Origin of the sequence: Roseibium marinum (assembly GCF_002906165.1) — a bacterium.
In the GTDB taxonomy this organism is placed as follows: Bacteria; Pseudomonadota; Alphaproteobacteria; order Rhizobiales; family Stappiaceae; genus Roseibium; species Roseibium marinum.
Window position 1 is genome coordinate 91,338 of sequence record NZ_PPCN01000012.1, and the last position, 17,818, is coordinate 109,155.

General features: G+C 60.0%; 19 protein-coding genes and 1 other RNA gene. 9 read left to right on the top strand and 11 right to left on the bottom strand.

The genetic code is table 11. From position 1 onward, the window contains the following. Positions 1 to 165 precede the first annotated feature (165 nt). Complete coding sequence (locus tag CLV41_RS22485) at positions 166 to 1,722, top strand: 2-isopropylmalate synthase (RefSeq protein WP_103224794.1); 1,557 nt, start codon at positions 166 to 168, stop codon at positions 1,720 to 1,722. A gap of 50 nt (positions 1,723 to 1,772) precedes the next feature. On the opposite strand, the gene CLV41_RS22490 is transcribed toward CLV41_RS22485, so the two are convergent. From CLV41_RS22490 to miaA, 3 genes are all read right to left on the bottom strand, one after another. Continuing rightward, positions 1,773 to 2,336: a GNAT family N-acetyltransferase gene (locus CLV41_RS22490; RefSeq protein ID WP_170107292.1), complete on the bottom strand. Its 564-nt coding sequence runs from the start codon at positions 2,334 to 2,336 to the stop codon at positions 1,773 to 1,775. 123 nt (positions 2,337 to 2,459) lie between these two features. Beyond that, positions 2,460 to 2,999 (bottom strand): GNAT family N-acetyltransferase, encoded by a 540-nt coding sequence (locus tag CLV41_RS22495; protein ID WP_208987678.1) that lies wholly within the window; start codon positions 2,997 to 2,999, stop codon positions 2,460 to 2,462. Positions 3,000 to 3,213: 214 nt separating this feature from the next. Continuing rightward, positions 3,214 to 4,179 carry a tRNA (adenosine(37)-N6)-dimethylallyltransferase MiaA gene (gene miaA, locus CLV41_RS22500; protein ID WP_328590054.1) on the bottom strand — a complete coding sequence of 322 codons (966 nt, stop codon included), beginning with the start codon at positions 4,177 to 4,179 and terminating at the stop codon, positions 3,214 to 3,216. On the opposite strand from miaA, the gene serB reads away from it, so the two are divergent. Further along, positions 4,163 to 5,053, top strand: a complete 891-nt coding sequence (gene serB / locus CLV41_RS22505) for a phosphoserine phosphatase SerB (RefSeq protein WP_103224722.1) — start codon at positions 4,163 to 4,165, stop codon at positions 5,051 to 5,053. The two genes, miaA and serB, sit on opposite strands and share 17 nt — an antisense overlap. Positions 5,054 to 5,252: 199 nt before the next feature. Here serB and CLV41_RS22510 read toward each other — a convergent pair whose 3' ends face one another. The 6 genes from CLV41_RS22510 to CLV41_RS22535 all read right to left on the bottom strand — a co-directional run bounded on the left by CLV41_RS22510 (position 5,253) and on the right by CLV41_RS22535 (position 10,594). Further along, positions 5,253 to 6,740 (bottom strand): Do family serine endopeptidase, encoded by a 1,488-nt coding sequence (locus CLV41_RS22510; protein WP_103224723.1) that lies wholly within the window; start codon positions 6,738 to 6,740, stop codon positions 5,253 to 5,255. A gap of 286 nt (positions 6,741 to 7,026) precedes the next feature. After that, entirely contained in the window at positions 7,027 to 7,200 is a 174-nt protein-coding gene (locus CLV41_RS22515; protein WP_328590055.1) for a DUF2065 domain-containing protein, read from the bottom strand. An 8-nt stretch (positions 7,201 to 7,208) separates the two neighbouring features. Beyond that, positions 7,209 to 8,138: a protease modulator HflC gene (gene hflC, locus CLV41_RS22520; RefSeq protein WP_103224725.1), complete on the bottom strand. Its 930-nt coding sequence runs from the start codon at positions 8,136 to 8,138 to the stop codon at positions 7,209 to 7,211. A gap of 2 nt (positions 8,139 to 8,140) precedes the next feature. Further along, positions 8,141 to 9,325 (bottom strand): FtsH protease activity modulator HflK, encoded by a 1,185-nt coding sequence (gene hflK / locus CLV41_RS22525; RefSeq protein WP_103224726.1) that lies wholly within the window; start codon positions 9,323 to 9,325, stop codon positions 8,141 to 8,143. A 222-nt stretch (positions 9,326 to 9,547) separates the two neighbouring features. Then, a complete protein-coding gene (locus CLV41_RS22530) occupies positions 9,548 to 10,012 on the bottom strand; it encodes a GNAT family N-acetyltransferase (protein ID WP_208987680.1) in 465 nt (154 codons plus the stop codon). A 21-nt stretch (positions 10,013 to 10,033) separates the two neighbouring features. Beyond that, positions 10,034 to 10,594 (bottom strand): dihydrofolate reductase, encoded by a 561-nt coding sequence (locus CLV41_RS22535; protein WP_103224728.1) that lies wholly within the window; start codon positions 10,592 to 10,594, stop codon positions 10,034 to 10,036. A 113-nt stretch (positions 10,595 to 10,707) separates the two neighbouring features. Here CLV41_RS22535 and CLV41_RS22540 point away from each other — a divergent pair, with 113 nt between their 5' ends. Continuing rightward, positions 10,708 to 11,082 carry a TfoX/Sxy family protein gene (locus tag CLV41_RS22540; RefSeq protein WP_103224729.1) on the top strand — a complete coding sequence of 125 codons (375 nt, stop codon included), beginning with the start codon at positions 10,708 to 10,710 and terminating at the stop codon, positions 11,080 to 11,082. A 145-nt stretch (positions 11,083 to 11,227) separates the two neighbouring features. Then, the gene (locus CLV41_RS22545; protein WP_103224730.1) at positions 11,228 to 12,586 is read left to right on the top strand and encodes a GH1 family beta-glucosidase; all 1,359 of its coding nucleotides are present in this window, start codon (positions 11,228 to 11,230) and stop codon (positions 12,584 to 12,586) included. A gap of 55 nt (positions 12,587 to 12,641) precedes the next feature. Here CLV41_RS22545 and CLV41_RS22550 read toward each other — a convergent pair whose 3' ends face one another. Then, on the bottom strand, positions 12,642 to 13,712 hold the full coding sequence (locus tag CLV41_RS22550) for a serine hydrolase domain-containing protein (RefSeq protein WP_103224731.1): 1,071 nt from the start codon (positions 13,710 to 13,712) through the stop codon (positions 12,642 to 12,644). Between the two features lie 176 nt (positions 13,713 to 13,888). Between CLV41_RS22550 and CLV41_RS22555 the strand changes: the two genes are divergently transcribed. Next, positions 13,889 to 15,268 (top strand): multicopper oxidase family protein, encoded by a 1,380-nt coding sequence (locus tag CLV41_RS22555; protein ID WP_208987681.1) that lies wholly within the window; start codon positions 13,889 to 13,891, stop codon positions 15,266 to 15,268. Positions 15,269 to 15,280: 12 nt separating this feature from the next. Here the strand turns inward: CLV41_RS22555 and CLV41_RS22560 are convergent, their stop codons facing one another. Next, positions 15,281 to 16,075, bottom strand: a complete 795-nt coding sequence (locus CLV41_RS22560; protein WP_103224732.1) for a thymidylate synthase — start codon at positions 16,073 to 16,075, stop codon at positions 15,281 to 15,283. 167 nt (positions 16,076 to 16,242) lie between these two features. On the opposite strand from CLV41_RS22560, the gene ssrA reads away from it, so the two are divergent. The 4 genes from ssrA to CLV41_RS22580 all read left to right on the top strand — a co-directional run bounded on the left by ssrA (position 16,243) and on the right by CLV41_RS22580 (position 17,817). Continuing rightward, positions 16,243 to 16,611: a transfer-messenger RNA gene (gene ssrA, locus CLV41_RS22565) on the top strand. Positions 16,612 to 16,786: 175 nt separating this feature from the next. Then, positions 16,787 to 17,371, top strand: coding sequence for an SspB family protein (locus CLV41_RS22570; protein WP_103224796.1), 585 nt, complete (start codon positions 16,787 to 16,789; stop codon positions 17,369 to 17,371). Positions 17,372 to 17,391: 20 nt separating this feature from the next. Beyond that, the gene (locus CLV41_RS22575) at positions 17,392 to 17,604 is read left to right on the top strand and encodes a DUF4169 family protein (protein ID WP_103224733.1); all 213 of its coding nucleotides are present in this window, start codon (positions 17,392 to 17,394) and stop codon (positions 17,602 to 17,604) included. Positions 17,605 to 17,610: 6 nt separating this feature from the next. Beyond that, the gene (locus CLV41_RS22580; RefSeq protein ID WP_103224734.1) at positions 17,611 to 17,817 is read left to right on the top strand and encodes a ribbon-helix-helix domain-containing protein; all 207 of its coding nucleotides are present in this window, start codon (positions 17,611 to 17,613) and stop codon (positions 17,815 to 17,817) included. Position 17,818: the final 1 nt, after the last annotated feature.

The window sequence follows — 17,818 nt, forward strand, 5'->3', positions numbered from 1 at the left end:
CCTCCTTCTTAGATGCCCCTGAGCGTCGGCTGATCCGCGTGTTATTGCGGAACGGGCACTTAGGGGAGATACTTCGGACAACGCATCACGATATTCGGATCGCGTCGCATGCTTCCTGACGTTTTCATTCAGGAAGGCCCGATCCAAGCCAGGGACGAAACAACCATGACCGCCAATACCACCACGGAGCAGATCCGCATCTTCGACACCACCTTGCGCGACGGCGAGCAATCGCCCGGCGCGTCCATGACGCTGGAAGAAAAGCTGCAGATCGCCGAAATTCTCGACGAGATGGGCGTCGACATCATCGAAGCCGGATTTCCGATTGCCTCCAACGGCGATTTTGAAGCCGTCAGCGAAATCGCCAAACGCTCGAAGAACTCGGTGATCGCAGGTCTCGCCCGCGCCATCCACGCGGATATCGACCGCTGCGGCGAAGCGGTGAAACACGCCGGCAAGGGCCGCATCCACACCTTCGTCTCCACCTCGCCGATCCATCTGAAATTCCAGATGAACAAGACGGAAGACCAGGTTCTGGACATCATCACCGACACGGTGACCCGCTCGCGCAACCTGATCGACGACGTGGAATGGTCGGCCATGGACGCGACCCGCACCCCGATCGACTATCTGTGCCGCTGCGTGGAAGCGGCGATCAAATGCGGGGCGACCACCATCAACCTGCCGGACACGGTCGGCTATGCGACGCCGGACGAATACAAAGCCATGTTCGAACAGATCCGCGAGCGGGTACCGGACAGCGACAAGGCGATCTTTTCCGTTCATTGCCATGACGATCTGGGCCTGGCCGTCGCCAACTCCTTGGCCGGTGTCGCCGGTGGTGCCCGCCAGATCGAGTGCACCATCAACGGCCTCGGTGAGCGCGCCGGCAACGCTGCTCTGGAAGAGATCGTCATGGCGGTCCGCACCCGCAGCGACATCATGCCCTACGTGACGCGGATCGACCCGAAATTCCTGGTGCGTGCTTCCAAGATGGTGTCCGGGGCATCAGGCTTCGCCGTGCAGTACAACAAGGCCATCGTCGGCAAGAACGCCTTTGCGCACGAAAGCGGCATTCATCAGGACGGCATGCTGAAGAACGCCGAGACTTATGAAATCATGCGGCCGGAGGATGTCGGCGTCAAAGCCACTTCGCTGGTCATGGGCAAGCATTCCGGCCGTCATGCGTTCCGCGACAAGCTGAAGGAACTGGGCTTCGATCTGGGCGACAACGCCCTGCAGGACGCGTTTCGCCGCTTCAAGGACCTCGCCGACCGCAAGAAGCATGTCTATGACGAGGACATCGAAGCCCTGGTCGAGGATGAAATCACCATCCTGGGCGAGAGCACCAAGGTGATCGCGCTGACGGTCATTGCCGGCACCGGCGGCCCGCAGAAGGCGATCCTGACCATGGATGTCAACGGCCAGCACATCACCAAGGAATGCACCGGCGACGGCCCCGTCGATGCCACCTTCAACGCGATCAAGTCCATCGTGCCGCATGAGGCAACCCTGTCGCTCTATCAGGTCCATGCGGTGACCGAAGGCACGGACGCGCAGGCCGAAGTCTCCGTGCGGCTGGAGGCCGGCGGCAGGATCGCAACCGGCAAGGGTGCGGACACCGACACCCTCGTCGCCTCCGCCCGCGCCTATGTCTCGGCCATGAACAAACTGGCCCTGCGCCAGCAGACCGGCAATCCGGGTGCATTGCAGGCTGTTTGAGCGGAAAACAAACCACCGACTTGGTAAAAAGGCCGCTCTCGCGGCCTTTTTCAATGCACTAATTCATCCGCAGGTTTCGCCCCGGCAGAGGAAAAACGCTCAAAGTCTTTCCTCTCGATCCGGTAAAAACGGCAAGGAACGCCGTACTTTTTCATCTCGTACCAGTAAAATAGTCCTGCCTTTATCATCACTCTTTGGGAAGCCCCGTGTTCAGAGACGGCATAGGCCATCAAATACGGCTCAGACGTTTTCCGGAAAAACCATGCCACCAGTCCGCACGCAATTTCGGTCGCATAACCGTTGCCCCACGCCTTGCGTTTCAAGCTGTAGCTCAATTCGAACCCATCAGGGTCGTCCAGCCGGGAGAAGCCGGCGCGGCCGGCAAACTCGCCTTCCAATGTTTCCAGCTTCCACTTGCTGATCCCCAAACGCTTGTGATCACCGATATAATCGTTCAGCCTGCGGCACACTTCCACCTCGCTCATCGGTGCCAGTCCTGGCGACAGGTAGCGATTGACTTCCGGGTCTGAATGAAGATCGAAAAGAAGCGGGAAATCGGCTTCCTCAAACGGAACAATCCGAAGCCGCGCGGTTGTCAGAATAGTTTCAGGCAAAGCGAGCGTCTTTCGAAAAAAGGACCGTGTTGAAACGCGGCCCCATGGTTTCTCTGTTGCGCTGGCACTCCACAGTTAAACCTCTGGAGCGTCCGGCGTTCAGCCGAGCGCAGTCAATGTACTCTAGGCGCTCAGAAGATAGGACTGCATGGAGGGGCTGAGCATCTGGAAGACGTCCGCCTGCATACCCTCGATCACCTTGCTTTCCCGGTGATAGAAGCCGCAATTCAGCACCACTTCGCGCATGTCGCGGTTGTCCATTCGCACGACCGCGATCAGATGGGAGAAATAGGTGTTTTCGAAGAACCAGTCGGCCAATGACGAGAACAGGCGTTTCGACAAATCGGGATCGCTTTGCAGCACCTCGTTCGGCAGGCAGTAGTTCACACTGATTTCAGACGTTTCGCTGACCGGTGTGAAGCCGGCCCAGCCGAGAAAGGTTCCGTCTTCCGAGACGGCCTTCCACTTGCCGAAACCAAGATCCTCCTGATGCTGCAGAGCGGAACTCACCAACTCGGCCGCGTCCATCACGGTGCAATTGGTCGAGTATTCCGTGCACCGGTTGCCATAGGCATCAGAATGGAGATCGTCGATAAGTCTGATATCGGCCGCAGAAAACGGAACAAGCCGCACCGAGCCGCATTCGAGAAATATCGTCTGCACCGTATCCTCCCAGTATTGAACTGCGTACAGCAGGCACCAGATTTACAAAAAAAAGCCCCTACCAAAGGCGTAGATCCATGTAACCCTGAATTGTGCCGACCCTGTGGCAACTCGTATTATAAACATAAAATTTTTGAAAATATATACGCATTACCAACAAGTTAGATGGAAAACAAACTGTGCACCGCACACGCAGAGGTTATTGGCACTTCTCTCAGTGAAACAGCTGGAAATCCTGGGTGCTGATTCCGTTTGACGGATCAATCCGTTGCCAATCTCCCATCTGGTTGCGGAACCAGGTCTCCTGACGTTTCGCATATTGCCGCGTTGCAACAGTCAGCCTGTGGACGGTCTCTTGATAATCGCATTCGCCGTTTAGATACGCGCCGATCTCCGCAACACCGATCGCCCGCATGGCGGGAAGCTTGCTGGAGAAGTTCTTTGCAAGGAGAGCGCGGATCTCCTCGCAGCCCTCCTGCGACAACATCATCCGGGCGCGCTGTTCGATCCGTTCGTGCAGCCAGGGCCTCGGCGGCGCAAGGACATATCTTTGACACATCGCTTCGGGCAGCAGCGGCGCGGATTGCGCTTCCCTTTGCCAGACTGAAAGCGGCTTTCCCGTCGCCATCAGCACTTCGAGCGCCCGGGTGAGCCGCTGAGGGTCGTTCAGGCCAAAGGCCGCTTCCCCGTCCCCCATGTCCACAAGGGCCGACCTGAGACCCTCGACACCGCCCGCGTCCGCAAGGTCCCGCGCCTTGTGGCGCACGTCGTCCGCAATGGCCGGCATCTCGGCGAAGCCTTCGGTCAGTCCCTTGAAATAAAGACCGGTTCCGCCAACCAGGATCGGCATCTTGCCGGCCATGCGCGCGGCCTCGATTTCTTCGGTGGCCTGACGCAGCCACTCGCCAGTGGAAAAGGCGGTCGAAGCCGAAAGGACACCATAGAGCCTGTGCGGAACCTCCGTCTCCTCTTCGGCGGAGGGCCTGGCGCTCACCACACGCAAGTCCTCGTAAAGCTGCATGGAATCGGCATTGATGATCACGCCATCAAGTTTTCTGGCCAGTTCCAGCGCCAATGCGGACTTGCCGCTTGCCGTCGGTCCCGCTATCAGAATGACGCGTTCGTCCTCAGTCCGTCTCCGACAGCCTTCCAGGGAAGCCTCCATGTCTTCAGTTGCCACTTTGGTGTCCACTCCCACTGCTCCGGCGGTCGATGCGGATCTGCTGCGCCAGGCCTCGGATGTCCTCGGCGTGACCGGAACCACGACTATACTCAATCCTGGCATTGCAGCCGATATCCGCTTTGACGGGTCAAATGCAAGCACCGCGGACGCCATTCTGCGCGAAGTCGTTGGAAGGTCCCCCGTCGATGTCTTTGTCCAGCCACATGAGGGAAGGCGCAAAAGGCTTTTGATCGCCGACATGGATTCCACCATGATCCGTCAGGAGTGCATCGATGAACTGGCCGCTGAACTCGGCCTGAAGGACAGGATTTCCGAGATTACCGAACGGGCGATGCGCGGCGAGATCGAATTCGAACCCGCGCTCAGGGAACGCGTCGCCCTGCTGGAAGGCCTCTCCCTTTCGGCGGTCGATACGGTCCTGACCAACCGCATCCAGTTGATGCCCGGCGGCCGCACGCTGGTGCAGACCATGAAAGCGAACGGTGCCTATTGCTCCCTCGTCTCCGGCGGCTTCACCCATTTCACCAAGGCGGTCTATCGCATGATCGGCTTTGACGAGCACCAGGCCAACACCCTTCTGACGGAAGACGGACACCTGACCGGAAAGGTTGCCGAGCCCATTCTCGGCCGCGATGCCAAGCGCGCCCGGCTGGAATATCTTGTTGCGGACATGGGCCTTGCCTTCAGCGAAACGCTCGCCGTGGGCGACGGGGCCAACGATCTCGCGATGATCGAGTTGGCTGGCGCCGGTGTCGCCTACAGGGCCAAACCCTCCGTCGCCGCCGCCGCCGACTTCCGTGTCGATCACGGGGACCTTACGGCACTGCTGTATCTGCAGGGCTACGCGGAAAGCGACTTCGTGCTGAGCTGATGGCGGCACAAAGATCGCTCGGCTAAAGCGTGTCGCGTTAAATTGAATTCAGGAAATCGCCCGCACGCATTTGCAATGCAAACGCTGCCTCGGGCGTCCCTCTAAATCCATCAATCCGCTCAAACGCGACACGCTCCAAATCAGAAAAGGCGCCATTTCCGGCGCCTTTTCCTTTTTTCGCGAAGACAGATGCTCCTGCCTACTGATCCTCGATCCGGACCGGCACGAAACGGACATCGCCGGTCGGGTTCGCCAGAAGCAGCAGCGCCGAGCGGCGACCGTCAGCCTTCAGCTTCTTGATTTCCGCCTCGACATCGGCCGGAGTGGAGACCGGTTCCTGGGCGACTTCCTTGATGACGTCGCCGGCCGTCACCCGCTTTTCCTCCGCCGAAGAGCCTGCAATCACTTCGGTGACGACAACACCGGTGATATCTTCATCGATAGAGAACTGCTTGCGAAGGGCATCGTCCAGTTCGGCGAGCATCATGCCGAGAACTTCACTCTTTTCAGCGGGCGTGTCTTCCGGCTGGTCCTCGGTTTCCGCACTCGCTTCCTCGACATCATTCTCTTCAAGGCGCTCAAGCGTCACGCTGATCGTGACTTCCTCGCCCTTGCGCAGAACCACAACCTCGACTTCCTTGCCGATTGCCGTCTCGGCGACCATGCGCGGCAACTCGCGCATCGATTCGACCTCGCTGCCATCGAACTTGACGATGACGTCGCCCGGCTCGACCTTGCCCTTGGCCGCCGGACCGTCCTCTGTGACACCGGCAACCAGCGCGCCCATGGCCTCGTCCATGCCCAGGCTTTCGGCGATCTCGTCGGTGACTTCCTGAATGCGGACGCCCAGCCAGCCGCGGCGGGTCTCTCCGAACTCGCGCAACTGATCGATCACCCGCATGGCGGTCTTGGCCGGAATGGCGAAACCGATGCCGATCGACCCGCCCGACGGGGAAATGATCGCGGTGTTGATGCCGACCACCTTGCCTTCCATGTCGAACAGCGGACCGCCCGAGTTGCCCCGGTTGATGGAGGCGTCGGTCTGGATGAAGTTGTCGTACGGGCCCGAATTGATGTCGCGGTTGCGCGCCGATACGATCCCCACGGTCACCGTGCCGCCGAGACCGAACGGGTTGCCGATCGCCATCACCCAGTCACCGACGCGGATCCCGTCGGAATTACCGAAATTGACGTCCTTCAGCGGCGTTTCCGGCGTCACCTTCAAAACCGCGAGATCGGTCTTCTCGTCGGTACCGAGGATCTCCGCCTTCAGCTTGGTGCCGTCATTGAAATTGGCCGTGACTTCGTCGGCGCCTTCAATGACGTGGTTATTGGTGATGATGATGCCTTCCTTGCCGTCGATGACAAAGCCCGAGCCGAGCGACTGCACCCGGCGCGGCTGGTCATTGTCCCGGTTCTGCCGGTTGAAGAATTCCTCGAAGAATTCCTGAAACGGCGATCCTTCCGGAACTTCCGGCATGGGAACGGACCGCTGCCCCTGCACAGTCTGGGCAGTGGAAATGTTCACAACAGCGTCGGCCAGGTTCTCCGCCAGATCGGCGACGGAGACCGGCCCTTGCGCCCGGGCGGTTTGCACAGGCTGAATTGCGATCATCCCGCCGAGAGCAACGCCTGCGGCCACGAAGGCGATACGGCAGATTTTACGACGAATAAATTCTGGGGCCATGGGGTGTTCTCCTCATCCCAGCCGGCTGGACTGTTCCCTGGATCTGCTGAGAATTAGGCTCCGCCCGCGGCGCGTTTCGAAGGTCCACGCTGCCGGGACCTGAAAAATCGCACCGCCCCCGCGCCTTCGCTTCCTGAACCGGGGCGAATTGCGTCCGGACAAGCGACCGGATCCTAGTTCTCAACAGACCCTGAACAGCAAACAATCGACCGGCTTCATTCAGGTTCTTGACCGGGATTATAGAACGGGCGGGAGATTTTTACCTCTCCCGCCCGAAAACTTTTCGTTATCCGCGTATGATCCACACAAGAAATACGCCAACACCGGCCGCGAGCAGCCCTGCGATGCGTAAAGTCTGGTCCGGCGTCTCCAGCGCGCTGCGCATGACGGCCTTCATGCCGCCTGGCGCAAGCGCGTAAAGCACACCTTCAACCACCAGCACCAGACCCAGTGCGGTCATCAGTTCGCTCATTGCGCGGAGAGCGACGACACGCCTGTGTCCCCTGTGCCGCCATTGTCATTGCCCGCCGTCGGTGCGGCGGTGCCCCTCGGGTCCTTGAAGTACCGGAAGAAGCTGGAATCGGGAGACAGGACAAGGCTGGTGTCGCCCGCCCTGAGACCCTCTTCATAGGCCAGCATCGAGCGGTAGAACGCGAAGAACTCCGGATCCGCGCCGTATGCTTCGGCGAAGATCTTGTTCCGCTCCGCATCGCCGTCACCACGGGTGATTTCCGAATCCCGCTTGGCTTCCGCGACAAGAACGGTTGCATCGCGGTCCGCTCGCGCACGGATACGCCGGGCGAGTTCCTCACCCTGTGCGCGAAGCTCCGTTGCTTCCCGCTGACGCTCCGTCTGCATTCTGGCGTAGATGGCCTGGGAGTTGGCATCCGGCAGATCCGCGCGGCGGATCTTCACGTCAATCACTTCGATACCGAGTTCGGCGGCATTTGCACTGACATCCCGGCGGATATTCTCCATGACACCGGAACGGTCGTCCCGGACAAGGGCAGCGAAGCTGGTGCGACCCAGTTCAGAGCGCAGCGAGGACTGCAGCAGGGTCGACAGGCGCCGGTTGGCCGTCGGAACGTTCTGAACACGCTGGTAGAACAGAACCGGATTGATGATCTTGTAACGCGCGAAGGCATCGACCACCAGCCGCTTCTTGTCCGATGAGATCGGCTCAAGCGGCGGCATGTTCAGGTTGAGTATCCGCTTGTCGATATAGACGACGTTCTGGATGAACGGATATTTGAAATACGGCCCGGCCTCGATCTTGGTGTCGATAATCCGGCCGAGCTGCAGGACGAGCGCCTGCTGGGTCGGATTTACGATGAAGATCGACATGTAACCGAGAACGGCGACGATAACGAGAATGACTGCCAGAATACCGCTGCGCATGATCAGTTCCCTCCTGTCCGTGCGGACGGAGCGGTGGAACCGCGTCCGTTCAGGTCGTTAAGCGGCAGGAACGGCAGCACGCCGGTACCGGATGAGTTGCTGTCGATGATGATTTTGTTGGTAACGCCCAAAACTTTTTCCAGTGTTTCGAGATACATGCGCTCCCGGGTGACATCCGGTGCTTTCTCGTATTGCTCGTAGATCTTGGTGAAACGCTGGGACTCACCGGTCGCTTCGGCGATGGTCTGATCCTTGTAGGCGTTCGCCGCTTCCAGGACACGGGCGGATTCACCGCGTGCTTCCGGAACGATCCGGTTGGCATAGGCTTCCGCCTCGTTGCGGATACGCTCCTGGTCGGCGCGCGCCGCCTGGACATCCCGGAACGCGTCGATAACCTGAGCCGGCGGGTCAACCCGCTGCATCTGCACTTCCGCGATTTCGATGCCGGCACGATAGGAATCCAGCGTCGTCTGCATCAGCGTCACGACATCGTTCTGAATGGCAACCCGGTTCTCTGTAAGGATGGAATCGATATTCGACTCACCGACCACCTCGCGCATGGCGCTTTCGGCAACGGCTTTCACCGTTCCGGCCGGCTCCTGGATGTTGAACAGATAGTCGCTGATACCCTCGCGGGTGCTCTTGATTCTCCAAAGAACCTTGAAGCCAACGTCGACGATGTTTTCGTCGCCGGTCAGCATCAGGCTTTCCTCGGGGATGTCGCGGGCCCGCACGCCGCCGGAGCTGGTGATGCTTTCCTCAACGCCGACTGTCGTTTCGCGCTGCAGTTCGACCTGGGGCTTGTAAACCTCGCCGATCGGATAGGGCCAGTTGTAGTTGAGGCCCGGAGGCGTCTGGTCCGCCACCTTGCCAAGAACCAGTTCGACGCCGACCTCGCGTTCATCGACCACATACAGCCCGGTCAGCAGCCAGCCGATGACACCGATGCCGATGACGATCATGATGCCGGCAAAGCCCAGGCCGCCGCCGCCACCGCCCGGCAGGACGTTTTTCATCCTGTCCTGCGTGCGTTTCAGAAGCTCTTCAAGATCGGGCGGGCTACCGCCACCGCCCCGGTTCTGACCACCTCCCCAAGGGCCGCCATTGTTTCCGCTGCCCCATGGGCCGCCGTTGTTTCCGCCACCCTTCCAGGGGCCACCGCCACCTGTCTGATTGCTCCAAGGCATCAAAACTTCCTTCTGTGAAATCCTGCAGGCATTGCCTCATTTGGGCTTAGCCTCTTCTGACTCACCGTTGGTTATAGGGAGGTTACGGCCCGCTTTCAACGAAAACGGCCGACGACCTCCCTGGTAAATCCGGTACAATTTCCCGTGCCGCAGGTGGGAAAGGATCTCCCGGCATTCAAGAGCGTACGGCAAGAAACATGCAAAGAAATTCAGCAGACCACCTCAATCGCCACGCAACATGTCAATATGGGGGATGCCGTCTTCCAGATAGATCTTCGATACGGTGCGGAAACCGAGGGACTTGTAGAACTTTTCAAGATGGGCCTGGGCCGTGACATGGATCCGGCAGCCGGGTGCGAGCGCCTCCGCCTTGTCGATCCCGGCCAGCATCATTGTCCGGCCAAGACCGGATCCCCTGGATTCGCGGGCGATTACCACCCGGCCGATCCGCGCGTCACCGTTTTCAAGCCCGGTGAACAGCCTGATGGCACCGGCAAGGACGCGTGTCTCCCGGTTCCTGATGAGAAAATGCCACGCGAGCGGGTCCTTTCCGTCGATGTCCGCATAAAGCGACGTCTGCTCCAGCACGAAAATAGCCTGCCGGAGTTGCAGGAGATCGTGAACGTCCCACGGGCTTAGATTTTCAAAGGCCGCCCATTTCGCGGTCATGTTTTCAGGCAGTGTCATGAAAATCGACGCTCGCTCCTGTCAGGCTTTGCGACGATAGGTCACGAAGGTGAAGTCGGCGCTGTCCCTTTCGCCTCGCTCGCCAGGCATGCGGCTGGTCTCCTCCCAGACGGCGGGGTCGATAACGGGAAAACGGGTATCGCCCATGGGCTCGGCATCCACCTCCGTGATTTCAAGACGGTCGGCGATCTCCATGGCCTGTACATAGATCTGGCCGCCGCCGATGATCATGATCTCCTCCACACCGAGTTGGCCCGCCAACGCGCCCGCCCGCTCCAGCGCGTCCTTCAGGGACGTAGCGGCCTCGGCGCCATCCGGGGCGTAGTCGGGATTCCGGGAAATCACGATATGCGGCCGGCCCGGCAACGGTTTCCCACCAAAGGAGAGAAAGGTCTTGCGACCAAGAACAACCGGTTTTCCAAGGGTCAGCTTCTTGAACCGCTTCAGATCGGTCGAGAGCTTCCAGGGCATTTCGTCATCGGCCCCGATGATCCCGTTCCTGGCAACAGCGGCGATCACGACAATGTCAGGCACGCAGCCCCTCCCTATCCGGTTTTCTTTTTCCTGGATGCCTCCTAGCATGAAATTCGAGGCAGTGAGAAACCAACCGCAAATTTCTTTTCAACGGCTTGTCGGTTCAAAGCGCCCCGCCCCGTCCTTGTCGTCGGGACTGTTTGTTCAGGAGAACTTTTACCATGTCCGACCTGATGGAAACCGTTCTGATCGAACGCACCCGGGCCTTGATTCCGGACGAGAACGTCGAGCGGAAGCGGATGTTCGGAGGAACCTGCTTCATGGTCAACGGCAACATGCTGGTCTGCGTTTCCAGACGCGGGCTGATGGCGCGGGTCGGCAAGGATCAGGAAGCCGAAGCCCTGGCGCGGCCGCATGCCTCGCAATGCCGGCCGACAGGACGGCCGATGGCGGGCTTCATCCGGGTCGAGCCGGAAGGCATCGATAGCGACGAGCTTCTGAAAAGCTGGGTCGAGATGGCCCGGGCCTATGTCTGTGCGCTTCCGGCCAACGCGGCCAGGCCAAAAAAGACGAAAGCCGGAAGGGCCGCCCGATGAGCGCCGCCAGTTTTCCCTGTTGACGATCCGGACGGACACGCTCCCCTTCTGGAACTGGTTCATGAGACTACAGGAAAAAGCTTGATCCAAAGCGCTTTGAAATTTATGACCGTCGTGTTTTTCACGAAGATGAAGCAGAGACCCGATGGCACCGAACAAAGAGCTGGCGCAGCGTTTCCCCAAAGACTTCCTGTTCGGCGTTGCGACCGCCGCCTACCAGATCGAAGGGGCGGCAAGCGAGGACGGCCGCAAGCCGAGCATCTGGGATGCCTTTTCCAGGATGCCCGGCCGGGTTTTTCAACAGCATTCCGGCGATGTCGCCTGCGATCATTATCACCTCTGGGAAAGCGATCTCGATATGATCCAGGCCCTTGGTGTCGATGCCTACCGGTTTTCCATCGCCTGGCCGCGTATCCTGCCGGACGGGCGCGGCGCGGTGAATGAAAAGGGACTGGATTTTTATGACAGGCTGATCGACGCAATGGTGGAGCGCGGCCTCAAGGTCTATCCGACGCTCTATCACTGGGATCTGCCGCTGATGCTTGCCGGAGATGGCGGATGGACCGCGCGCAGCACAGCCGAGGCCTTTGCCGACTACGCGGACATTGTCGTCAGGAGGCTGGGCGACCGGATGGACGCACTGGCAACCGTCAACGAGCCATGGTGCATCTGCCACCTGAGCCATCTTTACGGTATTCACGCCCCCGGCGAGAAAAGCACCGAGGCCTTCGCGGCGGCCGTGCACACGCTGAACCTTGCCCACGGGCTTGGTGTTCAGGCAGCCCGCGCGGTCCGGCCCGATCTACCCATGGGCATCGTGATCAATGCCCACTCCGTCTATCCGGCAAGCGAAACGGCGGAAGCCCGTGCGGCCGCCGAGCGCGCTTTCGAATTCAACAACGGCATCTTCTTTTCCCCGGTCTTCCAGGGGACTTATCACCCGGACATCCTGTCGGCCTTTGGCGACAGGATGGACATCCGCGACGGCGATCTGGACACCATAAGCCAGCCGCTCGACTGGTGGGGGCTGAACTACTATACGCCCATGCGCGTCGCGCACGATCCTGAGGCGGCGGACTACCCGCAGGCCCGCACCGTTCCGCCCGAGCCGGGCCCCGATCTCACCGATATCGGCTGGGAGGTCTACGAGACAGGACTTTCGGATCTTATGAAAGACCTTTATGCGCGCTACCGCCTACCTGACTGTTATATCACCGAAAACGGTGCCTGTTACAATGACGGCCCCGAGGACGGCGTCATCGACGATCAGCGCCGCATCGACTATCTCGAGAAGCATTTCGGCGCGATTGCAGATGCCCGGGAAGCAGGTGTCCCCGTAAAGGGCTACTTCCTCTGGAGCCTGATGGACAACTTCGAATGGGCGGAAGGCTACCGGATGCGCTTCGGCATCGTTCATGTCGACTACGACACCCAGGTCCGCACCCTCAAGAACAGCGCGCTCTGGTACCGGGGTCTGCTGGAGGCGCACAAGGAAACGCGATAGCCGCCCTGCCCGGCACCGGGTTATTGAGGTCCGGGTGCTGCCCCCTGGATGGAATTCATGCCTCTCGCAAATTCGCCAGAATGATTTCACTCCACACGCGGGTCGGCGGGATCCAGGCGTTCCAGTTGTTGTAATTTCCCGAAAAGATCACAGCGGCAATGTCCGCCGTGGGGCAGAGCCAGAGCCGCTGCCCACCATTGCCGAAACCCGCGTACCACGGGGTCGGGCCGCCTAGTGCAGGCACCGGCGCCTGGCCGCAGAACCAGAAGTAGCCGTAGTCCGGCCCCTCTCCGGTCGCGATCACGGGTCTCAGTGATGCGGTGATCCAGGCTTCGGGAACAACCCGGTGGTCTTTCCAGATGCCGTTATCCAGAACCAGCCGGCCGATCTTAAGGAGATCCGGCCCGCTCAACCTGAGGCCGGAGGCTGGAGAATGGGTTCCGTCCTCACCCGCGCTCCATTCGAACCGCTGAATGCCAAGCGGCTCGAACAGCACCTGATGCGCGAAATCGGGCAGCTTCCGACCGGTCCCCCGCTGCAGGATCTCGCCGACCAGTGCGGTGGCGCCGCCGCTGTAGATCCAGCGCGCTCCGGGCTCCGCCACAAACGGGCGTTCCAGGATAAAGCGGTAACGGTCCGCAGCGCGCTCCATCGCGATTTCGCTGTTTTCCGGGTCGGTGTAGGGACGGCTCTCATCCCATTCCATGCCAAGCGTCATGGTGAGCGCGTGCTCGACGGTCAGGCTCCTGCGTTTCGGATCGGCGGCAAGATCCTCATGGCCGGGAAACAGCTCCAGGATTGGCGTATCCAGCCGAGGAACGTCGCCGCGTTCGAGCGCAATGCCATAAAGCAGGCTGACTATGCTCTTGGAGACGGAGCGCAGGTCATGCAGCGTCTCCGCACCGAAGTTGATCTCGCCAAGGGGAGCGCCCCAGTTCTCGTCCGCACCTGTGCCGTAGCTTTCCAGAACGGTCTCACCGCCCCGCTCCGCCAACACCGCATGCAGATGCGGCAGGAGCCCGGCTTCCTCCCCCGCGCACAGTTTGCGGCCAATCGCAGCGTCGAAACCGCGCCTTTCGGCTGCGAATACATGGGATGAGAGGGAAAGACCGTTCGTTGACACCATCGTTCTGAAATCCCGTCGTCAATGTCAGCGCCAGAGTGAAGCGTGTCGGCACGGATTGCGAGCGCTTTCTGACATCAGGCGTGAAAGTCTGGAAAGTCGGCCTTGACCTTCCAGCGACTGGAACCACCATCGTTGTAAAGGGGCGGTCTCAACACGCAGTCCGGGAGTTCGATAAAGTGAACCGTAGATCGTTTCTGAAGGCGTCGGTGGCCGGCTGCGCAGCCACACTGATGCCCACATTTTCGCTGGCAAAGTCAGATGACGGCTTCTTTGAACTCACAGCGGGAAAGGGTCAGGCACGGCTTTTCGGCGACGACGGCGGGCTCTCCGACCTGTGGCTCTACAACGGGCGCCTGCCCGGCCCGGAAATCCGGGTGAAGCGGGGTGAGCGGGTCAGGGTCCGCTTCCTCAACAAGCTGGACGAGCCGACCTCCGTGCACTGGCACGGCATCCGCATCGACAACACCATGGACGGTGTTGCCGGGCTGACGCAGCCCGCAGTGAAAGCAGGCGAGAGCTTCGACTACGATTTCGTCGCGCCCGATGCCGGCACCTACTGGTACCATGCCCACACAATGAGCTGGAACCAGGTGCCGCGCGGTCTCGCCGGTCCGCTGATCGTCGAGGACGATGTGCCGGCGTTCGACCCCGCGCTCGACATCACCCTGATGCTCAGCGACTGGCGCCTCGACGACAACGGCGTGATGGAAACCGCCAGTTTCGGTGGCATGCACGATTTCGCCCACGCCGGGCGGCTCGGCAACTGGATGACAATCAACGGCGTGTCCATGCCGGACATCCCCTTGCAGAAGGACCGCTGGCACCGGCTCCGCCTGGTCAACAGCTCATCCGCGCGCGTGCTCGACCTCGCCCCGTCGCGCTTCGGCGCCAGGGTGATCGCCCTCGACGGCCAGCCTTTTGAGACCCCCCGCGACATGGACGGCACGCTTCAGCTCTCCCCGGGGCAACGCATGGACGTGGTGATGCGCCCGGAAGAGACCGGTGCCATCCCCTTCGAAACCATGACCGGCCAGCCGATCACGTTCGCAACCTTCAAGGTCGGTGAAGCCTCCGCTCCTGACCGACCTCTGATGCTGCCCGCGCGGAATGACCTGCCGGAACCTGACCTTGAAAACGCGCGCGAACTGCCTCTCGACATGGCCGGCGGCGCCATGGGCGGCATGCGCGGCATGATGGGCTCGCGCGCGGACATGCAGCGGAGAATGCAGGAGGGCCTGTTTTGGGCCTTCAACGGCAAGGGCGGCATGGATGACACGCCGATGTTCTCGTCAGAACGCGGCGAAACCATCGTCGTTGAGAGCCGCAACGACACCGCCTTCGCCCACGCGATCCACCTGCATGGCCATCATTTCCGGGTTCTTGAACGGAACGGCCGGAAGCTGGTGCATCCGGACTGGCGCGATACCTATACGACCGTGCCCGACGAAACGGTCAAGATCGCCTTCGTCGCCGACAATCCCGGCAAATGGCTGATCCACTGCCACATGCTCGGCCATGCGGCCTCGGGGATGATGGACTGGTTCGAGGTGGGGTGAATTCCCTGAGGTCTACACCGCGATCGGCGCGGAAATATGCGGTAGCGGATCGTAGTTCACCAGTTCGAAATCTTCAAATTTGAAGGCAAACAGGTCGCTGATGTCCGGATTGATCTTCATATCCGGCAACGACCGTGGCGTACGGGTGAGCTGTTCGCGCGCCTGGTCGAAATGGTTGGAATAAAGATGCGCATCGCCGAAGGTGTGGACGAAGTCGCCCGGCTGCAGGCCCGTGACCTGGGCGATCATCATGGTCAGCAGCGCGTAGGAGGCGATGTTGAAGGGCACGCCCAGGAAAACATCCGCCGAGCGCTGGTAGAGCTGACAGGAGAGTTTTCCCTTCGCCACGTAGAACTGAAACAGGGCATGGCAGGGCGGCAGGGCCATCTCGTCGACCAAAGCCGGGTTCCAGGCCGAGACGATCAGCCGGCGGCTTTCCGGATTGGTGCGGATCATTTCCAGCAGATTGGAAATCTGGTCGATGGAGCGGCCATCCGGTGCAGGCCAGGACCTCCACTGGTAGCCGTAGACCGGGCCGAGTTCGCCGTTCTCGTCCGCCCAGTCGTCCCAGATCCTGACACCGTTTTCCTTCAGATAGCCGATATTGGTGTCGCCCGCGAGGAACCAGAGCAGCTCGTGAATGATCGATTTCAGATGCAGCTTCTTGGTGGTGACCAGCGGGAAACCCTTCGAAAGATCGAAACGCATCTGGTGGCCGAAAATCGAACGCGTGCCCGTTCCCGTCCTGTCTCCCCGGTCAACGCCCTCATCGAGGATTTTCTGCAAGAGATCGAGATATTGCTGCACGACGCGGCCCTTGTTAGCGTTTTCAGACAGATTCTGGCGGCTCCAGGCTGAATGATCCTAACTTCGCAGATATTTTCAAAAACGCAGCCCCTCCCCGCGTCTTTCCCCAGATCCCGCCATAAATTGTGGATGAACTTCACCGGCAAAGAAGTTTCTCAACCGGCAAGCCTCTTTCAATTCGGGTCTGAACCCCTTATATCAGGCGTGCTGGTTCGCCAGCTATGGCAATAAATGGACAGTGCAATAAGCCTATCGGACCCGGGGGCGGTACCCGGCGCCTCCACCAAAGCCCACGGGCTTTTCCACGGAATTCCTGTGGGTTTCGGCGGGGGCGAAATAGGATCGACGAGGGTGTAAAGACTGCGCTTTTGCCCGGTATTGTACCACCGTTATCGGGCTTTCTTAATAGTTGCAAATGACAACTATGCTATGGACAACGCTGTCGCTGCGTAATGCAGTGCCGGTAGTCCACTAAGTCCCGTAGGGTAGCACCTTCAGGCGGGGTCCGGAGGCACCTGGCAACAGAAGCCTCCACTCAATTTTCAAGACAGTCGTGAAGACGTGAGTACCTCTGCCCGCCGGAGTGGTATAACCTGCTCAGAACAGATACATTTATTCGGTATCACTTGGAAAAGAGCCTTTTCTTTTTCATCCCGGGCCGTCAATGTGAACGTGATAGATAAGATTCCCATCGAGATACGACAAAAACTGATGTCTGAAGACCTTCTGCGATACGACATATTGATTCAGGACGCGCTGCGTGGCGCGGTCAAAAAGATTCTTGCCGAAGTCGGACGCACCGGCCTTCCCGGAGACCATCATTTCTACATTGCGTTTGATACCAATGCGCCGGGTGTCCGCATTTCCCCGCGCCTCAAAGAGCGCTATCCGCAGGAAATGACGATCGTGCTCCAGCACCAGTTCTGGGATCTCGCGATCGGAGAACATGCCTTCGAAGTCGGCCTTTCCTTCGGCGGCGTGCCCGAAAAACTGCTTGTCCCGTATTCCGCCATCAAGGGGTTCTTCGATCCCTCCGTGCAGTTCGCGCTGGAATTCGACCCTGGCAAGACGGCGGAAGAATTGCCCGAGGAATTGCTGGAAGCCGTCGAGGAGCTCGCCAAGGTGGAGCAGGAACATTCCGACAGCGAAGCCAAGCAGGACGGTGTGGAAGACGGCAAGGAAGTTGCAGCGTCACCCAAGCCGAAGGGCAAGAAGAGCAAACCCGTGGCGGACGCGACCGGAAACGATGGCGGCGGCGAGGTCGTGTCACTGGACGCGTTCCGCAAGAAAACCTGATTTCACCCGGAGTGACCCTCATGAGCGCGGAGATCATCAATCTGCGCATGGTGCGCAAGCAGAAACAGCGTCAGGAAAAGGACCAGGCGGCGGACGACAACCGTCACAAGTTCGGACGCTCCAAGGCTGAACGGGAAGCTGCCCGCCGGCGCCGGGACGATCTGGAAAAACAGGTCGACGGCCATCTCCTGGACACTTCCCGCCCCGCCGCCGACGACGATGGCTCTGCGTAAGACACCATGGCGCTCGTCAAACGCTCCCTTTCCCTGCACGGTCACCGGACCAGCCTGGCGCTGGAAACTGAGTTCTGGGACGTGGTCGACAGATATATTGGCGAGGAAAAACGCTCCCTGGCCAGCCTGATCGTCGAAATTGACGACAGCCGCGACCCGGAAGTCCCGCTTTCATCCGCCGTCAGGGTCTGGGCCCTGAAGCAAGTCAGTTAGG